The organism is Exiguobacterium sp. UBA3491 (genome assembly GCF_002377745.1).
Taxonomy (GTDB): Bacteria; Bacillota; Bacilli; order Exiguobacteriales; family Exiguobacteriaceae; genus Exiguobacterium_A.
This window is the reverse complement of the sequence record NZ_DFQK01000032.1, coordinates 247139-265619: the sequence shown is the minus strand read 5'-3', so window position 1 is coordinate 265619 and position 18481 is coordinate 247139. Positions and strand designations below refer to the sequence as shown.

Genomic DNA, 18481 nt, shown 5'->3' with positions numbered 1-18481 from the left:
AGGTGGAGAAATTCGTGAGGTCCATCATGTCGCCACGTTGATCGGGTATGGTGCGGATGCGATTTATCCGTACCTTGCATATGCGACGCTTGAAGAAGCAGTAGGGGATCGTTTTACGGATGTAGCCAAACGTTATCAAAAAGCAGTCACGGAAGGCGTCGTCAAAGTCATGTCGAAGATGGGCATTTCGACGATCTTCAGTTATCGGGGCGCTCAAATCTTTGAAGCAGTCGGAATCGATCGCTCTGTCATCGAACAGCATTTCACTGGCACGGTCTCTCAATTGAGTGGGATGACGCTTGAGCTGATGGAAGAAGAAGTCCGACGAGCACAACAGGTTGCAGATGAACGGATTCATTTAGAGTCCGGCAGTGTCTTCCGGTACCGTCAAGCAGGAGAACATCATGCGTTTAATCCAGCGACGATTCATTTGCTGCAACACGCATGCCGCACAAATGATTACCGGCTCTATCAAAAGTACGCACAACGCATTCAGGAGGAACCAGCAACGGTGCTACGACATCTGTTGACATTCAAGGAGACGACGGCAATCCCGATCGAAGAAGTCGAGCCCATTAGCGAAATCGTCAAATACTTTAAAACAGGTGCAATGTCATACGGCTCGTTATCAAAAGAAGCGCATGAGACACTCGCGATTGCGATGAACCGCTTAGGTGGAAAAAGTAACAGTGGTGAAGGTGGGGAGGAAGAAGAGCGATACGAACACGATGAAAATGGCGATTTCCGGATGAGCCGAATCAAACAAATCGCCTCTGGTCGTTTTGGAGTGACGAGTCATTATCTGGTACATGCCGACGAATTACAAATCAAGGTGGCACAAGGTGCGAAGCCTGGTGAAGGTGGTCAATTGCCTGGTGAAAAAGTCTATCCATGGATCGCACGTGTGCGTGCATCAACACCTGGTGTTGGATTGATCTCCCCACCTCCCCACCATGATATCTATTCAATTGAAGATTTAGCCCAGTTGATTCATGACTTAAAACGTGCGAACGATCAAGCCCGGATTAGCGTCAAACTCGTCGCCAAAGGAGGCGTTGGAACGATTGCTGCTGGCGTTGCGAAGGGGTTAGCAGATGTTATCGTCATCAGTGGTCATGACGGCGGAACGGGCGCCTCACCTAAGACGAGTATTCAACATGCCGGACTGCCATGGGAACTTGGTCTTGCTGAAACACATCAAACGTTGACATTAAACGGGTTACGCGAGCGTGTCGTTCTCGAGACGGACGGAAAGCTATTGACCGGTCGTGATGTCATCCTCGCAGCAATGCTAGGAGCGAATGAATATGGATTTGCGACAGCACCACTTATCGCTGTCGGCTGTATCATGATGCGTGCTTGTCATCTCGATACGTGTCCTGTTGGTGTCGCGACACAGGATCCAGAGCTCCGCAAGAAATTTACCGGATCTGCCGATGATGTCGTCCATTTCATGACATTTATCGCTGAGGAAGTACGAGAACATTTAGCAAAGCTCGGTGTGAGACGGTTGCAAGATCTCGTAGGGCGTACGGATTTACTCGAACCATCGGAACGACAACGAACGCATTGGAAGGCGAAAAGTCTTGATTTCTCTCGTCTCCTCGTTCATGTGTCACACGGTCCGGCTGAACAACAACAGCATCACGTTGAGCGTTCCTTTGACGCTCGTGAAATCTCGCCGTATTTGGAGGAGGCAGATTTCAGTCAGCCACAGACACTACGTTTAACGATTCAAAATACAGACCGTGCGATTGGCACGCAGACCGGTGCCATGCTGACCAGACGATTTGGGGCCCTTGGTCTTCCGACGGATCGATTGAAACTTGAACTGCAGGGATCTGCCGGGCAAAGTTTAGGCGCTTATTTACCACGTGGTATGACGCTTGATGTCACGGGAGAAGCAAATGATTACGTCGGGAAAGGATTGTCCGGGGGTATCATCGCCGTTCATCCTCCACGTTCGATTTCGTTCGTCTCGTCCGATCAATCGATCATCGGTAATGTCGCACTTTACGGGGCGACAAGTGGAGAACTTTATGTCAACGGTCAGGCAGGTGAGCGATTTGCGGTTCGAAACAGTGGAGCCGTCGCCGTCGTCGAAGGAATCGGCAACCATGGACTCGAGTATATGACCGGTGGATCCGTCGTAGTACTTGGCGATGTCGGAAAAAACTTTGCTGCCGGTATGTCAGGTGGTGTCGCCTATGTCTTGCCGCGTAATCCTGAACAATTTTTACAACGTGTCAACCGCGAACTCGTCTCGACGGGACCTGTCGCGCATGTCGAAGAGATTGCGCGACTGAAGACGTTCATCGAGCGGCACGTCGCACGGACCGGAAGTGAGCAGGGAGATGCGGTTCTAGCGAACTGGGATCATGTCATTCATTCGTTTATCCGCGTCATTCCTTCGACGTATGAGAAAGTGACAACGTTGATGGCTGATTTCGCTAAACAAGGACACAACACCGAAGAAGCGATGTTGCTCGCATTCGAGACACATCTAGGGCGCAGAACAGGAGGGGTACGATGAAACGACGCGATCAATTCATGACAGTTGCTCGTTCGGGTGGAACGGAACGACACCCAAGCGAACGAGTGGGTGATTTTAAGGAATATAAGACGGCTTTGACGGAAGCAGAAGCGAGTCAACAAGCAAGTCGATGTATGGATTGTGGCACCCCGTTTTGCCATGTAGGGGAAGTATTTGATCAAGTGAAGATTGGTTGTCCAGTCTATAACTTGATTCCAGAATGGAACTTGCTCGTAGAAGAAGGACGTTTTCAAGAGGCACTCGATCGCCTTCTTGAGACGAACAATTTCCCGGAATTCACGGGTCGCGTCTGCCCGGCGCCATGTGAAGGGTCGTGTACGTTGTCGATTCATGAACCTGCGGTCGCGATTAAAGATATCGAACGGGCGATCATCGACATTGGCTTCGAAAAAGGATGGGTCGTGCCCCGAATTCCAGCAATACGATCGACACGTTCGATTGCCATCGTTGGATCTGGTCCTGCCGGTCTTGCGGCTGCCGATCAGCTGAATCAAGCCGGTCACCAAGTGACGGTCTATGAGCGGGAAGATCGGATTGGCGGATTACTCACGTACGGTATACCAGCCATGAAACTCGATAAAGAGGTCGTACAGCGCCGTGTTGATTTGCTTGAAGCAGAAGGAATCCACTTCCGGACGAACGTCACGATCGGTGCAGATATCACGCTCGAGACACTTGAAGCGGAGTATGACGCCGTTATCTTATGTGTCGGCGCGACGGAACCACGCAAATTAACGGATGCGCCAACGCGTGGAGTTGGTTATGCGATGGATTATTTGACAGGGGTGACACGTCACGTGCTCTCGCAAGAACCGTTGTCTCCTGATCACGATGCGAGAGATAAGGATATTCTCGTCATTGGTGGCGGCGATACCGGAGCGGACTGTGTAGCGACGGCGCTCCGTCAACGCTGCCGCTCCGTCGTCCAATTCGGCAAGCATGAACAACCGGGTACGACACGTGCAACAGGAAACATGTGGCCGGATACACCTTTGCTTTATTCGATTGATTATGGATATGCGGAAGCATTCCAACAATTCGGTCGGGATTCCCGTGAATACTTGATCGCCATCAAGCGATTCACGACAAGTGAATCGGGTCAAGTCACCGGTGTCTGGACGATTCAGACGACGAAAACAAAAAATGAATCGGGTGCGGTGATCTTTGAGGAGATCAAAGGGAGCGATCGTTACTTCCCAGTCGATCAAGTCTGGATTGCCATTGGATTCAGTGGTGTCGAAGAGAACGTACTCGAACATTTAGCAGTCGCCTCGGAACGTGGGAAAATCAAGACGATTCGTTACGCGACGAACCGTCCAGGAGTATTTGCCGCAGGTGACGCAAGACGTGGTCAATCATTGATCGTCTGGGCGATTCGCGAAGGTCGTGAAGTAGCAGAAGCCGTTGGACAATATTTAAAAGCAATGCAACAAACAGGCTAAATCACATCGTCTGGATTTTCTGGCAACATCGGAAATCCAGGCTTTTTTGTGTTTGGCAAAGAAATCTGCCAGTTCAAAAATAACTATTGATTTTGTTTCAAGGTGAAACACCGAAAATATTTCTGCTATTCTTATAAAATGAAGAGGAGGTATGACAGATGAATTCAGAAATCATCTATTTCGTATGCGAGAGTGGAATGGCGAGTAGTATCATGGGGGCTACGATTTTAAAAAAGCGCTTACTTGAATGCGGTATTACGACAGACGTCAAGACATGTCGGATCGCAGAACTACCTGATCAAGCAGCTTTTATCGTCGGAGAAACGCAACTCGTCCATCGACACGTATGGAAAACACATTGTTCGGTTCATCCAGTCGATCGGATTCTTGATCCGACTGCATATGACGTCATCCTCGAATCTTGGCAGAAAAGAGTGAGGCTGCATGACTGAATTTACACCACGTGAACATGATATCTTATTTTTCCTCTTATCACGCGAGGAACCTGTTCAAATACAAGAGATTGCGGAAACGCTCGAGACATCGGAACGAACGATTCAACGTGAACGCGATCGTCTTGCCCAGTCTTTAGAAGATCATGATTTGCGTTTGACATATGTTCGCGGCAGAGGTCTCTTGATTGAGGGAACGGACGAAGCCAAACATGCATTACGGGACCAACTCTTGTTGTCACATAAACAATTACCGAACGCTGAAGATCGCCAAGTCGAGTTAGCGTATCGGCTACTGCAAGAAGACGGGATGGTCAAATTACAGGCAATCGCCCATGCGATGTATGTGGCTCCGAGCACGGTTAGCCAGGATTTAGAGCGGATTGATGAGTGGTTTCTACAATATGACCTTGAAATCAAGCGCAAAAAAGGTATTGGTGCCGAAGTCATCGGCGAAGAAATCAACAAACGCCGTTTACTGATTTCATTGATCTTTACGCAATGGGATGTTCTTGCTTTCTATCGGTTGTTGCAAGGCGACGCCGGGCAATTACCTCATCTGTTACAAATGAACCGAACATCATGGCTTGAGATGATCAATCAAGCGTATGCAGTCATTGCACCGTTGACGAAAGAAGGGCGTCTCAATGACCGACAAATCATGCGTGCGACACTCAGCTTAGCTTTACAAGCGTTACGAAAAGATCAGTTTCCGATGCGTTACGAGTTAAAAGCGTATCCGGTCGAAATCCTCAAATGGGTGGAACGCGTCGAAGAGCGATTACCTGACACATTGTCGATTGCCGAACGCCAATGGTTATCAGAAGAATTGCGTGCTTTCTTTCAATCGGACGCAGGAGATACGGAAGAACTCGTTACGCGCCTCCGTGTGAAACGATTGATTGAACATGTCTCCTTATTGTATGGAACGAACTTTACGAAAGATTATGCTTTGGAGCGGGGGCTCGTTTCGCATATACAATCCTATACGCGTCAAAATAGCGTTAATCCGTCCTATGTCATCAAACAAATTGAACGGGAATATCCACGTCTGTTCGATGCGGTCAAACAAGCAGCATTATCGATCTTCACAGATGCGACATTTGAAGACGTAGATTTAGCATTTTGGGTCATGCATTTCGGGGCTGTTCTCAGCAAACCGACACCTAAACTACCATATCGCGTTTTAGTCGTCTGCTCTGCTGGACTCGGCTCTTCAAAGTTATTGATGAATCGGTTACGGCAAGAATTTACTGAACTTGAACATATCGATAACTCGTCACTGTTTGGCATTGAACGGTTACCGATTGAATCGTATGACTTCGTTTTATCGACCGTGCCGTTGCCTGACATCCGCCCACCACATCTTCTTGTCAACCCGTTGCTCCCTCAGGATGAGGTCGAACGGATCCGAAAATTGATTCTTGCCTTACCAAAATCCTTCCAACCAGAACCACGGCAGACGAAAACAGAATGGCTCGATCTCGAGCAATTGCATCGGCTCGTTGCATCGTCGATTCAAGTGTCGAACGGATTTCAAATGGAACGGTTGGAGCGTGTGGACGATGGGATTGAATCGTTATTATTTGAGATCAGCACACGAATAGTCGACCAAGGATTAGCAAAATCAGCTGTTTCACTCTCGGCGCAATTGTTGCGTCGTCATGAGATGTCGGGTCTTGGTATTCCAGGAACACGGCTTGCTTTATTCCACGGACGTGATGCGACAATTCAAAGAGGAGGATTTCTCATTTTTGAATTGCCTGAACCAATCGACTTACTCGGGATGGATCAACAGTTGCAATCCGTCGAAAGGCTTCTTGTCCTTGTCGCACCGGAAGAGACCTCAAACGAACTGCTTGAATTACTCAGTTCGATTAGTGCCGCAATCATTGAAAGTCCCGAACAAATGGATCAATTTGAGTTCGGAGAGGAACATGCAATTCGTCTGCTTTTAAATCGAACGTTTCGAACGGTAATTGATCAATTCCTAGGCAATACTTGAAAAACCCCTGTCACTCGAACTTTGAAGTGGCAGGGATTTTTTCTTGGATCAGGCAGGCTTCTTTCCAGTCTGTCCAACTTCTTGGACAAAGACTGAACTAGGAAAGATTGAGTAAGCGCTTGCAATGATCTTACAATAAGGGCATAGCAAAGCAATCATCTTATCAACTCATACACGAAATGGAGGCTAACGCAATGGCGACAGCTCAAAATGGAGCACGGGGTATCCGTGTACAAGTTCAACGGTTCGGTAGCTTTTTAAGCGGTATGGTCATGCCGAACATCGGTGCATTCATCGCTTGAGGGATCATCACGGCACTCTTCATCCCGACTGGATGGGCAACGAATAAGGAACTCGGTGAACTTGTCGGTCCGACAATCACCTATCTCTTACCGTTGCTAATTGGATACACGGGCGGGAAGTTAATGCATGACGTCAGGGGAGGCGTTGTCGGGACGCTTGCGACGATGGGGGTTATCGTCGGAACAGAGATTCCGATGTTCCTCGGTGCCATGATCATGGGACCACTTGGTGGATACGTTATCAAAAAGTTCGATCACTTAATTGAAGGAAAAGTCAAACCAGGTCTCGAGATGCTCGTCAATAACTTCTCAGTCGGAATCATCGGTGGTTTGTTGATGCTCGGTGGATTCAAAGTATTCGGACCACTCATGACAGGTCTTGACGACATCATGGCCGCAGGAGTTGGTGCGATCGTCAGCGCACATTTGTTACCACTAGCGAGTTTGTTCATCGAACCGGCAAAAATCTTGTTCTTAAATAATGCGATCAACCACGGTATCTTAAGCCCGCTTGGTCTCGACCAAGTAAATGAGGCGGGTAAATCAGTTCTGTTCTTACTCGAAGCCAACCCGGGTCCAGGTCTTGGATTGTTACTTGCATACTCGTTCTTCGGTTCTGGTGCAGCGAAGAAGACAGCACCCGGTGCAGCATTTATCCAATTCATCGGTGGAATTCACGAAATCTATTTCCCATACGTCTTGATGAAGCCAGTCTTGTTGCTTGCGATGATTGCAGGTGGCATGAGTGGGATCCTCACCTTCGTCCTGTTTGATGTCGGATTAGTCGCACCCGCTTCACCTGGTAGTATCATCGCGGTCCTCGCAATGGCATCACGCGGTTCTTACGTCGGATTGATTGCAGGTGTACTTGTTTCAGCATCTGTGACATTTATTGTCTCGACTGTCCTGCTAAAAACTAGCAAGGCAAAAGAAACGTCGCTTGAAGAGGCAAGCGCGAATGTCAGTGCGATGAAAGGAAAACAATCAATTGCCTCATCACTCGTTTCAGCTGATGCAAAACCACTTGCGGAAGTCGAACATATCATTTTCGCTTGTGACGCTGGTATGGGATCGAGTGCAATGGGTGCATCCGTTCTTCGCAATAAAATCAATAAGGCGGGCTTACCCATCAAAGTGACGAATACGTCGATCAGCCAACTTCCGCCAAACGCTGAACTGATCATCACACACCGTGATTTGACGGAGCGGGCAAAGGAACAGGTACCATCGGCAGAACACCGGTCAGTCGATAACTTCCTGAACGCCGGATATTATGATCAACTCGTCCACGAGATCGAAACAGCACGGAATAAGATTTCTTGAAGATAAAGATAAAGACACTCAAGGAGGAATAAACATGACAACGACAATGAACCTTTCACTGGAACTTGTATTACTTGATCAACAATTCGCAGACGAGACGGCAGCCATCACGGCTGCCGGTCAACTCCTCGTCGATCACGGATATGTCGAAGCAGGGTATATCGATTCAATGCAGGAACGTCATGCCTTATCAACGGTCTACATTGGCAACCATGTCGCGATTCCACACGGAACAGAGTCGGCTAAATCACAGGTCAAGAAAACGGGGCTATCGATTCTACAAGTACCGCAAGGCGTAGCGTTCGGAACGGAACAAGCACGACTCGTTATCGGCATTGCTGGCGTCGGTGATGAACACCTCGAGTTGTTATCGAATATCGCAGTCATTTGCTCCGATGAGGAGAACGTAGAGCGCATCGTAGCAGCGACATCAAAAGAAGAAATCATCGCGTTATTGACAGCGGAGGTGTAATGATGAAAGCCATCCATTTTGGTGCCGGTAATATCGGACGAGGATTCATTGGCTTACAACTCGTCAAGACGGGTTACGAAGTATGCTTCGTAGATGTCAATACGACAGTCGTCGATGCATTAAAAACACGACATACCTATGAGGTGGGTTATGCCTCTGAAAGAGGAGGGCGTGAACGGGTCGACGGCGTGACGGCACTTAACAGTTTATCTGAACCGGATCAAGTCATTGCAGCGATTCGCGATGCAGATGTGATTACAACAGCTGTCGGACCGAGTTTGTTGTCGAAAGTAGCTCCTTTGATCGCGGAAGGGTTACGTCAACGGGATCAACAGAAACCTGTCTACGTCATTGCCTGTGAAAACATGATTGGGGGGTCAAAACACTTACAAACAGAGGTGGCGAAACATCAACCGGTAGCGGAGAATTGGTATTTCCCGAATGCAGCAGTTGATCGGATCGTGCCACTTCAGCATCACGAAGATCCGTTGTACGTCGAAGTGGAAGAATTCTTCGAATGGGTGATCGAAACGACTGGACTACCGGAAGCCTATCCACGGATCGAAGGCGTCACCTATGTCGAGGATATCGAACCGTTCATCGAGCGGAAGCTGTTCACTGTCAACACGGGACATGCAATTGCTTCATACCTCGGAGCACTATTTCATAAAGAGACGATCGCTGAAAGTCTAACAGATCCACGCATCCGTCGGGGTGTCCAGACGGCACTTTACGAAACAGGGTGGTTGTTACTTGAAAAGTACGGCTTTAATCCGGTCGATCATAGTGCGTACATCCAAAAGAATATGAAACGCTTTGAAAACCCGCGAATTCATGATGAAATCATTCGTGTCGCCCGTTCACCGATTCGTAAATTGAGTCCAAGTGACCGACTTGTCAAACCAGCAAAGGAATTGATGGAGCGTGGGATTGAAGCAGATGGATTAGCACGTGGGATCGCAGCAGCCCTGACCTATTTCGATCCAAATGATTCAGAATCTTCAGAATTAAATGCGTATATTACGAAACATGGAATCGAAGATGCGCTGAACGCATATCTACAACTGTCAGCAACGGATCCACTTGGATCTCGGATCGTTGAACATTATGAAGCGATGCAACAACAACTCAACTCGATTGCTTAAGAATGAATAACTCTGTAAGCCGAACACCTTTCACATCTGTGAAGGGTGTTCTTAGTTTGCGATTTAAATATGTCATGGTATCGACAAAATAAGCAGTTTCTAAAAATCTTGCTATCACAATTTGATTACAATTTGTATATTAAATTTGGAATATTCGAAAACGAATATTTAGCGATAAAAATACATTGTACGCTATATGAACGGAACATCTCTATTCCGATTTTTCAGGTAAGAGAAGGTGATCATATGTTGAATTATAAAGTGAACGTATATAGATTAAACGGAGCACGACCAAAAACTACAAAAGGAACCGGACCAAAACATTTGATTTATTCGAGTCAGTTTTCTTCACGTACACCAGTCCATTTATTGCATCAACTCATCTTGAATCGATTGTTGGTTGAGCAAGAAAAAAACCTAGATTTAACGTATACGATCGAAGTAAATGCGGTACTTGATCAATTCGTGATCGACGTCCGTGTCTTTTCAACAGATACGGTCAGCATCCAAGTCGAGCGTGACTTGATTGAAATCATTGAACGTGAAGAAGTTCGTCATATCCCAGCGCTTGAAATCGGAAAACCGGATTTCGCAGAATTCGCTCACATCGTCTTAAAGGTGAAGGAAGGTGGACCACGCCTTTCACAAGAGGATACGCAACGAATTTTCAATGAGTCTGGTGTTCGAGGACGAATTATCCTGCACAAGGAGCGAATCGATAGTCATGAACCCTCCCATTCGATTCAGTTGTTGATTGGTGGGGCCGAGAAGTGTTTGTACAGTCTCTCGCAATATCAGCTTGATCCACTCTTCCGTAAACATGGTTTGACGATTCAATCCTTGAATCTGTTACCGTTTGATTTATTCATGATTCGCGACAAAATCGCGATGCTGTCTTCAGCAGATGCTTCGCAACTGTGGATTGATGACATCACGACATCCAAGAACGGACGATCACATCAGATTTGTTTTAACGATGGGAATGAATGCATGACGGTTATCTGTGATCTTCATGGATCAATTCGGTCTTATAAATGTTCGTGATGGTTTAATTCTTCTTCGAATAGGCTACATTCTTAACAGAGGTTCTAACGAAGGGGAGTCGAACAATCATGTTATCTAAACAACAGACGGAAGAATTCAAGCAACGGTTATTGAAGGAAAAAGAAAAGACGACATCAAACATCGAACAACGCGATACCGATTACGATGAAGGTGAACTGTCGAGTTACGATAATCATCCTGCCGATTCCGGCGATGAATTGTTCTTGCGGGAACGTGATCAAGCAATCACGGATATGCAAGAGGATATGCTATCGGATGTGGATCGCGCCTTAAAAGCAATCGAGGACGGAACGTATGGCATTTGCGAAGTCTGTGGAAAAGAGATTGAATTCGAACGTCTTGATATCATTCCAGAAACCCGATTATGCATTGAGCATGCAAAAGAAGAAGCAGAACAAAACGAGAACGATCCGAATTCGCGACCAAGCGAAGAAGATGTACTAGATCCATCTGTCACAGCTCGCGGGAAAGACATCGACGGTGATACGGACGGATTCTCGAAAGTAAGTGACTTTGGTAGTTCCGATACACCGTCTGATCAAGAAGATGGAATCGATCCGACACGGTCTTGACCGACAAAACATCTCCCGAAAATGGAGATGTTTTTTTTCGAAAAAAATCACAAATAGTTACCTGAATTTTTTGACTTTTCATATAATTTTGATACGATGGTATCGAAAGGGCTGTTTTAGCCTATATTAAAATGTAAGCGCATACAAGCATCCGTCTCACTGCTTGACCATTTTAGTTGAGGGAGGAAATAACGCATGATTTATGACATTCCGAACAAGCAAGGGTCAAAAGTACAGTACAAGGAACGGTATGAAAATTACATCAATGGAAAGTGGACGGCACCTGTCGGGGGAGAATATTTTGATAATGTGACACCTGTTACTGGTAAGGTGTTGTGCCAAGTCGCTCGTTCTACAAAGGAAGATATCGAACTCGCTCTTGACGCAGCACATGCGGCAAAAGAAGCATGGGGAAAAACATCTGTAACCGAACGTTCGAATATTTTAAATAAGATCGCCAATCGAATGGAAGAAAATCTCGAGATGCTCGCTTATGCGGAAACACTTGAGAACGGAAAAGCCGTTCGTGAGACACTTAACGCCGATTTACCGCTCGCGATCGACCACTTCCGTTATTTCGCTGGGGTCATTCGTGCCCAAGAAGGTTCGGTTGGCGAACTCGATCAAGATACGGTTGCGTATCACTTCCATGAGCCACTTGGCGTCGTCGGTCAAATCATTCCGTGGAACTTCCCGCTCCTGATGGCTGTCTGGAAATTAGCACCAGCTCTCGCAGCAGGAAACTGTGTTGTCTTAAAACCAGCAGAACAAACACCAGCGAGCATCATGGTACTCGTTGAGATCATCGAAGATTTACTTCCACCAGGTGTGCTCAACATCGTCAATGGATTTGGTCTTGAGGCAGGGAAACCGCTCGCTTCAAGCAAACGAATCGCCAAAATCGCCTTTACGGGTGAGACGACGACAGGACGTTTGATCATGCAGTACGCTTCGCAGAACTTGATTCCGGTCACACTCGAACTCGGTGGGAAATCACCGAACATCTTCTTTGAAGATATCATGCAGGCAGACGATGCATTCTTCGATAAAGCAATCGAAGGATTATTGATGTTCGCGTTGAACCAAGGGGAAGTCTGTACGTGTCCGTCGCGTGCCTTGATTCAAGAATCGATTTACGAACCGTTCATGGAACGTGTTCTAGAGCGCGTCAAAGCCATCAAAATCGGAAATCCTCTTGATGTCGACGTCATGATGGGTGCTCAAGCTTCGAACGAACAGATGGAGAAAATTCTTTCATATCTTGAAATCGGTAAGTCGGAAGGCGCAGAGTGTCTAATCGGTGGAGAGCGCAACATGCTCGAAGGAGATCTCGCAGAAGGATATTACATCCAACCAACGATCTTCAAAGGCCACAATAAGATGCGCATCTTCCAAGAAGAAATTTTCGGACCGGTTCTATCGGTCACGACATTCAAGACGGAAGAAGAAGCACTCGAAATTGCGAATGATACGTTATATGGTCTTGGTGCCGGCGTCTGGACACGTGACATGAACCGTGCTTATCGGTTTGGTCGTGCGATCGAAGCAGGGCGCGTCTGGACGAACTGTTATCACCAATATCCAGCTCACGCGGCGTTTGGTGGTTACAAAATGTCAGGTATCGGACGCGAGAACCATAAGATGATGCTCAACCATTACCAACGAACGAAAAACCTACTCGTTAGCTACAACCCGAATAAACTCGGTTTCTTCTAAGTCGGAAAGGACGTGGATGCAAATGGTGGAACGTGTTCAGGCGACAGCAGCTTGTCTTGAGTTGATCGACCAGTTGAGAGAAAAACACGGTCCGTTGATGTTTCATCAATCTGGTGGTTATTGCGATGGCAGTTCCCCGATGTGTTTTGCGCAAGGCGATTTATTCCTGGGAGATCAGGATAAAAAACTAGGAGAGATCGGTGGTTGTCCGTTTTATATTCATGAAGATCAATATGAGTACTGGAAACATACCCAACTCATCATTGATGTCGTGGATGGTCGAGGCGGAATGTTCTCTCTTGAGGGTGTCGAAGGGAAACGTTTTTTGACACGCTCCCGTGCGTTCACGCAAGAGGAAAACGCTGAACTATCAGCATCAAGTTAATGAAGGATACAAACGCGATTTTGTCTAGGCGACTTGTTCATTCAGGTCGCTTGTACAGAATCGTGTTTTTGTTCGTATTACAGCGTTCTAACAGGATAAAAGTTGGTAATGCTGCATAAGAACGGTATAATGAACTCATATTTTGACGAGAAGATTTTTTCACACTAAGACATTATAGGGGGTCACCATGAAATATCCATTTTTAGGTTGGACAGGTCAAACGATCGGAGTGACGGCGCCCTCCTCCGGATTACGTGAACAGCAACAGGAATGGGTCGAACGAGCAGTTGAACAGGTACAAGCACGGCAAATGAACGTCCGTTTGGGCGAAACGATTTGGTCGCATCAACTTGCTGAAAGTGCACCGGTCAAACAACGGGCTGAGGAATTGAATCACATGATGACGGATGAGACGATTGATGCCGTCATCCCGCCATTTGGTGGGGAACGCGCCATTGATCTTTTACCCGAGTTGACGCCAGCTACTTACCAAACAAAATGGTTGCTTGGCTATTCCGATATCAGTACGTTATTGCTCAGTCTGACGCTTCAGACAGGAATTGCGACAGCGCATGGTCCGAATTTCGTTGAGCTTCGAAGTGAAGAGTGGGATGAGACGACAAGTGCCTGGCGACGGGTGCTCGCGACGCCAACTGGAGGAACCGTCACACAGTGGGCTTCCGATCGTTATCAATCCGAGTGGACTGATGAAGAACGTCCAGCAGGTTCATTATTTCAGTTAACGGAAGCGACGGAATGGAAAGCACTTGATGAGCGAACAGAAGTGACCGGACGGTTACTTGGTGGCTGTCTGGAGACGATTCGCCATCTGATAGGGACACCGTACGGAGATGTGCGTCGTTTTCAGCGTGAAGAGATCAACGGAGAACCGATTCTCTGGTACTTTGAGGTATCTGAAGCGAGTTCTGCAGAGGTGCATCGGACGCTTCGACAAATGGCGTATGCTGGATGGTTCGACCATGCGGCTGGCTTTTTATTCGGGCGTACATCTGCAAGGATTACTGAAGATCTGACATGGCTAGACGTGTATCACTATCTAGCGGATGAAACAGGCTTACCAGTCTTATATGATCTTGACATCGGTCATCAGCCACCGCAGGTGACGTTAATCAATGGAGCGACAGGTGTGGTTCGTATTCAAGGAAAAGATTCACGAATCGATATTACGTTCAACTAAAAAGGAGAGCACGCAATGGCACGTCGTAAGTTTCAAGCATTAGGCGTTTATAAACGCGTCCATATTAACCCGGAGACACGTCGAATGACGTTACCGGAACCGTTTTACGATGCACTTCGTCTAGAAGATGAATTGCTGATTGCACAAGTCGGAGATGTTCTCGTCATGCGTCGTCCGGGGGAAGTCGTCGAGATAGAAACGGATTTATTGAGCGAACTCGTAGAAGATGGATTCACGGGTACAGAGCTTGTCCAAGAGTTTGCCTACCGGCGTCAGCAACAGGAACAACGATTACGTCAACAAGTCTTGCAGGATGAAGAGGATGACCATGCTGCTCAACTGAAGATCGAGCTATAACGGAAAGAAGGAGTGGGGCAGATGCGTCGCAGAACAAAAATTGGAATCGGAGTCATCGGATCCGGATTAGTAGCAGCGAGTTATTATTTTTATGAGATGGCAATCGCCACGAATCCGAAGCCGTTCTTATCGAATAATCGGGATTTGAGTGATGAGATGGTCCGGTTGATGCAACCTGGACAGACATGGATCAAGGAGCAGCCGCTCGAGCGGATCGAGATTGAAGCGAAAGACGGCTTAACGTTGCGCGGACATTTCCTCCCGTCTCCTGTTCCGTCAGATCGGATTGTCATTCTCGTGCATGGATACGGAGGCGTCGGAACGGATTTAGCCGGATTCGCCTATCTGTACCATCAGGCCGGTTTCCATGTCATGATGCCCGATAATCGAGGACACGGAATGAGTGACGGTCATTATATCGGATTCGGATGGCATGATCGGGAAGATTGTCTCAGTTGGTCGAACTATCTGATTGAACGGATTGGACAGGATGCGAAACTGTTCTTACATGGTGTGTCGATGGGAGGGGCGACCGTATTGATGACGAGTGGCGAACAACTTCCACCACAAATCAAAGGAATCATTTCTGATTGTGCCTATACGTCCGTCAATGCTGTTCTTGCGTATCAGATGAAGCGGATGTATCGACTACCACACTTCCCGTTTTTAGGGATGACGAGCGTATTAACGAAGCTAAAGGCAGGTTATACGTTCCGTGAAGCATCAGCGCTGAAACAGGTCAAAAAGGCACAGGTTCCGATTCTCTTCATTCATGGTGGTGCGGATACGTTCGTACCGACAGATATGGTGTATGAGCTGTACGAAGCCTGTCCAACGGAAAAGGAACTGGTCGTCATTCCGAATGCCGCACACGCGATGGCATATTTCGAGGATCCGGCTTTGTATGATGACGTCGTTGAGAAGTTCGTCCGGAACATCTTGCGAAATGATTGACAACTCAGTTCGTTACCCGCTATATTAATATCATAAATCAACGTCGTCGTGGCGGAACTGGTAGACGCGCTAGACTCAGAATCTAGTGGTGGCAACACCGTGGAGGTTCAAGTCCTCTCGGCNNAGGGGTTGCCTCCTTTTTTGATAATGAATAGAAAACGATTGCATCGAATAAAAATTCAGAAATGTTTATCTTTTTAGAACTTTTCTGGTAAAATACGTTTTAAAGAGGGTACTCTTCAGGGAAAGTACTAAGTGGAGTCGACAATCTTTAACACATAGGAGAGGGGAAACAAACATGAAAAAAGGAAGTATTTTGCTAGCGCTCTTGATGAGCTGTATTCTCGTACTTGGTGCATGTAGTATCGGTTCGAAGGATGAAGGGTCTTCAGAAGGAAAGACGTATAAAGTTGGTATCGACGTCACGTATCCACCATTTGAGTACAAAGACGGGGACACGTACAAAGGAATCGACATTGATCTTATGAAAGCAATCGCTAAGGATCAAAACTTCAAGATTAAATTTGAAGCAATGGATTTCAGCGGTATCATTCCAGCACTTCAAGCAAATCAATTGGACGTTGCCATTGCCGGTATGAGTATTACACCAGAACGGAAAAAAGTCGTTACATTCTCAGACCCATATTTCAAAGCTGGTCTTATTTTAGTCGTCAAAAAAGATGAGAATGGTATTAAATCCGTTAACGATCTTAAAGGGAAAAAAGTAGCCGTCAAAAAGGGAACGACGGGTGCAAAATATGCAACGGATAACGCGGATAAACTTGGCTTCACTGTTACACAATTCAATGACAGTCCAGCGATGTTCCAAGAAGTAAAGAACGGTAACGCAGCTGCCTTGATTGAAGATTATCCGGTCATCTCATATGCAAACAAACAACAAAACCTTGGATTGAAACTTGTCGGTGATCGTCTCAACGGTGATAACTACGGGATCGCTGTCTTAAAAGGTGAGAATAAGGATCTGCTAAAGAAAATCAACAAAGGACTTGCGAATCTGAAAGAAAACGGTGAATACGATAAAATCGTTGACACGTATCTGAAATAAGTCGCAAGGCGATAAGGGAGTGGGATAGCCAATGGAAGTGGTCAAAACCGCATTTCCATTTTTCTTGGAAGGGCTTCAAGTCACATTGTATATTTTCATCATTGCGGTCATCGTCGGCTTTCTGATTGGCTTAGTCGTCGCATTGATGCGGTTGTCACCGTTAAAGATTTTGAACGCGATCGCGATCATCTATATCGATGTCATTCGTGGTACACCGTTCATCGTTCAGCTTTTCTTCATCTACTTTGGACTCAACTCGCTTGAGTGGTTATCGATGGACCGGATGTATGCAGGGATACTGACGGTCGCGATCAATGCTGGTGCTTATTTCGCGGAAATTATTCGAGCAGGTATCCAGTCGATTGATAAGGGACAAACAGAAGCCGCACGTTCACTCGGGATGACAGGACGTCAAACGATGGTTCAAATCATTTTACCGCAAGCATTCCGACGGATGTTACCAACGATTACGAATCAATCAATCATCAGCTTAAAAGATACATCGTTGTTATCGATCATCGGCATCGCTGATTTGACGCAACAAGGTCAAGTTCAGCAATCGACGACGTTTGAGCCATTCATCGTTTGGTCTGTCGTCGGATTGATGTACTTCGTCATCATTTATCTCTTGTCATTCGTGGCGAAGTTCTTGGAACGGAGGTTTACATTACGATGAGTATCATTGAAGTGAAGAATCTAAAGAAATCATTCGGTTCGAATGAAGTCTTAAAAGACATCAACGTCTCGATTGCCGAAAAAGAAGTCGTTTGTGTCATCGGTCCGTCGGGATCTGGGAAAAGTACGTTTTTACGCTGTTTGAATCGATTGGAAGAGATTACAGGTGGCACGGTCATCGTCGATGATTTCGATATTACGAGTCCAAAGGTCGATATCAACAAGGTCCGGGAAGAAGTCGGGATGGTCTTTCAACATTTTAATCTCTTCCCGCATAAGACCGTGCTAGAAAACGTCACGCTTGCACCGATCAAAGTGCGTAAATCGGATAAAGAACAGGCGAAACAGCGGGCACTTGAACTACTCGATAAAGTCGGATTACGGGAAAAAGCGGATAATTATCCAGGTGAATTATCTGGGGGGCAAAAACAGCGGGTCGCGATTGCCCGCGCGCTCGCGATGAATCCGAAAATCATGTTGTTTGACGAGCCAACGTCAGCGCTTGACCCGGAAATGGTCGGTGACGTGCTTGCCGTCATGAAACAACTTGCCCTTGAAGGGATGACGATGGTCGTCGTGACCCATGAGATGGGATTCGCTCGAGAGGTCGGAGATCGCGTCTTATTCATGGATGGTGGCTATATCGTCGAAGAGAACGTGCCACAAGTATTGTTTGATTCTCCACAACACGAACGGACGCAATCGTTCCTTAGTAAGGTCTTATGATGGAACCGGCGTATCTAAATGCGGATACGCCGGTTTTTGACGAATCATAAATAACTGTCTAAGCGCTCATAA

At 46.8% G+C, this 18481-nt stretch carries 16 protein-coding genes and 1 pseudogene; all 17 read left to right on the top strand.

Translation table 11 applies throughout. The features are described 5' to 3' along the window. Positions 1–2533 (top strand): glutamate synthase-related protein (locus B4F99_RS13795; RefSeq protein ID WP_290758996.1); only part of this gene is annotated, 2533 nt, incomplete at its 5' end. Further along, a complete protein-coding gene (locus B4F99_RS13790) occupies positions 2530–3996 on the top strand; it encodes a glutamate synthase subunit beta (RefSeq protein WP_290758992.1) in 1467 nt (488 codons plus the stop codon). The genes B4F99_RS13795 and B4F99_RS13790, both read left to right, overlap by 4 nt. 158 nt (positions 3997–4154) lie before the next feature. Beyond that, complete coding sequence (locus tag B4F99_RS13785; RefSeq protein WP_290758989.1) at positions 4155–4448, top strand: hypothetical protein; 294 nt, start codon at positions 4155–4157, stop codon at positions 4446–4448. Continuing rightward, positions 4441–6453 (top strand): BglG family transcription antiterminator, encoded by a 2013-nt coding sequence (locus tag B4F99_RS13780; protein ID WP_290758985.1) that lies wholly within the window; start codon positions 4441–4443, stop codon positions 6451–6453. The genes B4F99_RS13785 and B4F99_RS13780 overlap by 8 nt, the downstream gene beginning before the upstream one ends. Positions 6454–6632: 179 nt before the next feature. Continuing rightward, positions 6633–8078 (top strand): annotated as a pseudogene (locus B4F99_RS13775) (PTS mannitol transporter subunit IICB). 34 nt (positions 8079–8112) lie between these two features. Next, positions 8113–8550, top strand: a complete 438-nt coding sequence (locus tag B4F99_RS13770; RefSeq protein WP_290758982.1) for a PTS sugar transporter subunit IIA — start codon at positions 8113–8115, stop codon at positions 8548–8550. Positions 8551–8552: 2 nt separating this feature from the next. After that, positions 8553–9695, top strand: a complete 1143-nt coding sequence (locus B4F99_RS13765; protein WP_290758979.1) for a mannitol-1-phosphate 5-dehydrogenase — start codon at positions 8553–8555, stop codon at positions 9693–9695. Positions 9696–9941: 246 nt separating this feature from the next. After that, positions 9942–10739, top strand: coding sequence for a hypothetical protein (locus B4F99_RS13760; RefSeq protein ID WP_214854284.1), 798 nt, complete (start codon positions 9942–9944; stop codon positions 10737–10739). Positions 10740–10807: 68 nt separating this feature from the next. Beyond that, the gene (locus B4F99_RS13755; protein ID WP_214854282.1) at positions 10808–11332 is read left to right on the top strand and encodes a TraR/DksA C4-type zinc finger protein; all 525 of its coding nucleotides are present in this window, start codon (positions 10808–10810) and stop codon (positions 11330–11332) included. Between the two features lie 195 nt (positions 11333–11527). Beyond that, positions 11528–13048 (top strand): aldehyde dehydrogenase, encoded by a 1521-nt coding sequence (gene adh, locus B4F99_RS13750; RefSeq protein ID WP_290758975.1) that lies wholly within the window; start codon positions 11528–11530, stop codon positions 13046–13048. A 22-nt stretch (positions 13049–13070) separates the two neighbouring features. Beyond that, positions 13071–13433, top strand: coding sequence for a DUF779 domain-containing protein (locus tag B4F99_RS13745; RefSeq protein WP_290758973.1), 363 nt, complete (start codon positions 13071–13073; stop codon positions 13431–13433). A gap of 187 nt (positions 13434–13620) precedes the next feature. Next, on the top strand, positions 13621–14631 hold the full coding sequence (locus B4F99_RS13740; protein ID WP_290758970.1) for a S66 family peptidase: 1011 nt from the start codon (positions 13621–13623) through the stop codon (positions 14629–14631). Between the two features lie 15 nt (positions 14632–14646). After that, a complete protein-coding gene (locus B4F99_RS13735) occupies positions 14647–14988 on the top strand; it encodes a hypothetical protein (RefSeq protein ID WP_214854271.1) in 342 nt (113 codons plus the stop codon). A 21-nt stretch (positions 14989–15009) separates the two neighbouring features. Beyond that, the gene (locus tag B4F99_RS13730; RefSeq protein ID WP_029341930.1) at positions 15010–15942 is read left to right on the top strand and encodes an alpha/beta hydrolase; all 933 of its coding nucleotides are present in this window, start codon (positions 15010–15012) and stop codon (positions 15940–15942) included. A gap of 298 nt (positions 15943–16240) precedes the next feature. Further along, positions 16241–17008, top strand: a complete 768-nt coding sequence (locus B4F99_RS13725; protein WP_035407400.1) for a transporter substrate-binding domain-containing protein — start codon at positions 16241–16243, stop codon at positions 17006–17008. A gap of 31 nt (positions 17009–17039) precedes the next feature. Further along, positions 17040–17684 carry an amino acid ABC transporter permease gene (locus tag B4F99_RS13720; RefSeq protein WP_290758966.1) on the top strand — a complete coding sequence of 215 codons (645 nt, stop codon included), beginning with the start codon at positions 17040–17042 and terminating at the stop codon, positions 17682–17684. Continuing rightward, positions 17681–18409 carry an amino acid ABC transporter ATP-binding protein gene (locus tag B4F99_RS13715; protein ID WP_290758964.1) on the top strand — a complete coding sequence of 243 codons (729 nt, stop codon included), beginning with the start codon at positions 17681–17683 and terminating at the stop codon, positions 18407–18409. Before B4F99_RS13720 ends, B4F99_RS13715 begins: the two co-directional genes overlap by 4 nt. The last annotated feature ends 72 nt before the right edge of the window (positions 18410–18481 follow it).

Coding starts and splice junctions, on each gene's coding strand:
- B4F99_RS13790 (WP_290758992.1), top strand. CDS start 2,530: ATGAAACGACGCGATCAATTCATGACAGTTGCTCGTTCGGGTGGAACG.
- B4F99_RS13785 (WP_290758989.1), top strand. CDS start 4,155: ATGAATTCAGAAATCATCTATTTCGTATGCGAGAGTGGAATGGCGAGT.
- B4F99_RS13780 (WP_290758985.1), top strand. CDS start 4,441: ATGACTGAATTTACACCACGTGAACATGATATCTTATTTTTCCTCTTA.
- B4F99_RS13770 (WP_290758982.1), top strand. CDS start 8,113: ATGACAACGACAATGAACCTTTCACTGGAACTTGTATTACTTGATCAA.
- B4F99_RS13765 (WP_290758979.1), top strand. CDS start 8,553: ATGAAAGCCATCCATTTTGGTGCCGGTAATATCGGACGAGGATTCATT.
- B4F99_RS13760 (WP_214854284.1), top strand. CDS start 9,942: ATGTTGAATTATAAAGTGAACGTATATAGATTAAACGGAGCACGACCA.
- B4F99_RS13755 (WP_214854282.1), top strand. CDS start 10,808: ATGTTATCTAAACAACAGACGGAAGAATTCAAGCAACGGTTATTGAAG.
- adh (WP_290758975.1), top strand. CDS start 11,528: ATGATTTATGACATTCCGAACAAGCAAGGGTCAAAAGTACAGTACAAG.
- B4F99_RS13745 (WP_290758973.1), top strand. CDS start 13,071: ATGGTGGAACGTGTTCAGGCGACAGCAGCTTGTCTTGAGTTGATCGAC.
- B4F99_RS13740 (WP_290758970.1), top strand. CDS start 13,621: ATGAAATATCCATTTTTAGGTTGGACAGGTCAAACGATCGGAGTGACG.
- B4F99_RS13735 (WP_214854271.1), top strand. CDS start 14,647: ATGGCACGTCGTAAGTTTCAAGCATTAGGCGTTTATAAACGCGTCCAT.
- B4F99_RS13730 (WP_029341930.1), top strand. CDS start 15,010: ATGCGTCGCAGAACAAAAATTGGAATCGGAGTCATCGGATCCGGATTA.
- B4F99_RS13725 (WP_035407400.1), top strand. CDS start 16,241: ATGAAAAAAGGAAGTATTTTGCTAGCGCTCTTGATGAGCTGTATTCTC.
- B4F99_RS13720 (WP_290758966.1), top strand. CDS start 17,040: ATGGAAGTGGTCAAAACCGCATTTCCATTTTTCTTGGAAGGGCTTCAA.
- B4F99_RS13715 (WP_290758964.1), top strand. CDS start 17,681: ATGAGTATCATTGAAGTGAAGAATCTAAAGAAATCATTCGGTTCGAAT.